Source organism: Bartonella sp. AP58NXGY, from assembly GCF_042195785.1.
Lineage (GTDB): Bacteria > Pseudomonadota > Alphaproteobacteria > Rhizobiales > Rhizobiaceae > Bartonella.
This window is the reverse complement of sequence record NZ_JBHIOY010000195.1, coordinates 1-792: the sequence shown is the minus strand read 5'-3', so window position 1 is coordinate 792 and position 792 is coordinate 1. Positions and strand designations below refer to the sequence as shown.

3 protein-coding genes are annotated in these 792 nt (G+C 45.1%); all 3 read right to left on the bottom strand.

The annotated features are described in order from the left end of the window. A partial coding sequence (locus tag ACFINC_RS10395) for a DUF3164 family protein (RefSeq protein WP_375617164.1) occupies positions 1–320 on the bottom strand: 320 nt, incomplete at its 3' end. Continuing rightward, a complete protein-coding gene (locus tag ACFINC_RS10390; RefSeq protein WP_375617163.1) occupies positions 313–582 on the bottom strand; it encodes a hypothetical protein in 270 nt (89 codons plus the stop codon). The genes ACFINC_RS10395 and ACFINC_RS10390, both read right to left, overlap by 8 nt. Then, positions 582–792, bottom strand: a 211-nt coding sequence (locus ACFINC_RS10385) for a hypothetical protein (RefSeq protein WP_375617162.1), incomplete at its 5' end; no start/stop codon positions are given. The genes ACFINC_RS10385 and ACFINC_RS10390, both read right to left, overlap by 1 nt.

The following is a 792-nucleotide window of genomic DNA, read 5'->3' as shown; positions in this document are numbered from 1 at the left end:
GGACCAAAATCAAAGCTTTCTTGTACCTGCACCTTAATACGCTGCAAACCATCAAAACTGGTGTACGTACAATTGCCCTTTTTACCACGCCGCTCCACACCATATTCCTGCGCAAGCAAGCCATCAAAAGCACTCAAATCCGCAAGCGTATGGCTGTTAAAACGCGCAATCCTTGCCGATAATTCCTTCGCATATCCCATAACCTTACGCACCGTTTCATCCTCAAGCAAATCCGCAGGGCGGATCAGACTTACCGGCACCAAAGCCCCTTTTGCATCTCTCATATAATGCACACCTTCAAGCTCAATTTGTTTATTCATCGCAAAACTCCTCCTGTGTTTCTTGAAACCGGCGAAACGGCACAACTTCACCTCGATGAGGCACACATCCCGCTTTCAATTGCCAACGACACCGCAAAAGCTCATGACCTAAAATGTGGTTATAGCCCGCAAGGCGGCGTAAATAATCATTCAATTCTCGAACATCTTGCCCACTCATAAAAATACCATTCACCTCATGCTTCAACAAGGCAGAGCGCAAAGCAACCAAGCAATCTCTCACCATATAAGGGTTGCGTTCCATTATTTTTCTCCTCCAAAATCCATATGAATAACTCTTCCTCTCTCACCCTCATCACTCTTGGAATGAGAAACTTTACAATCAGGCCAAACTTCTACAGCCTCCCTTTCTAAAACCGCATCGGCTTCACTTAAGCAGTGAATACACAGTTCCAATTCAATCGATAACTCCAAATCAACGGACAATTTAACCGCCTCTCCAATATCCAAACCC

Coding starts and splice junctions, on each gene's coding strand:
- ACFINC_RS10390 (WP_375617163.1), bottom strand. CDS start 582: ATGGAACGCAACCCTTATATGGTGAGAGATTGCTTGGTTGCTTTGCGC.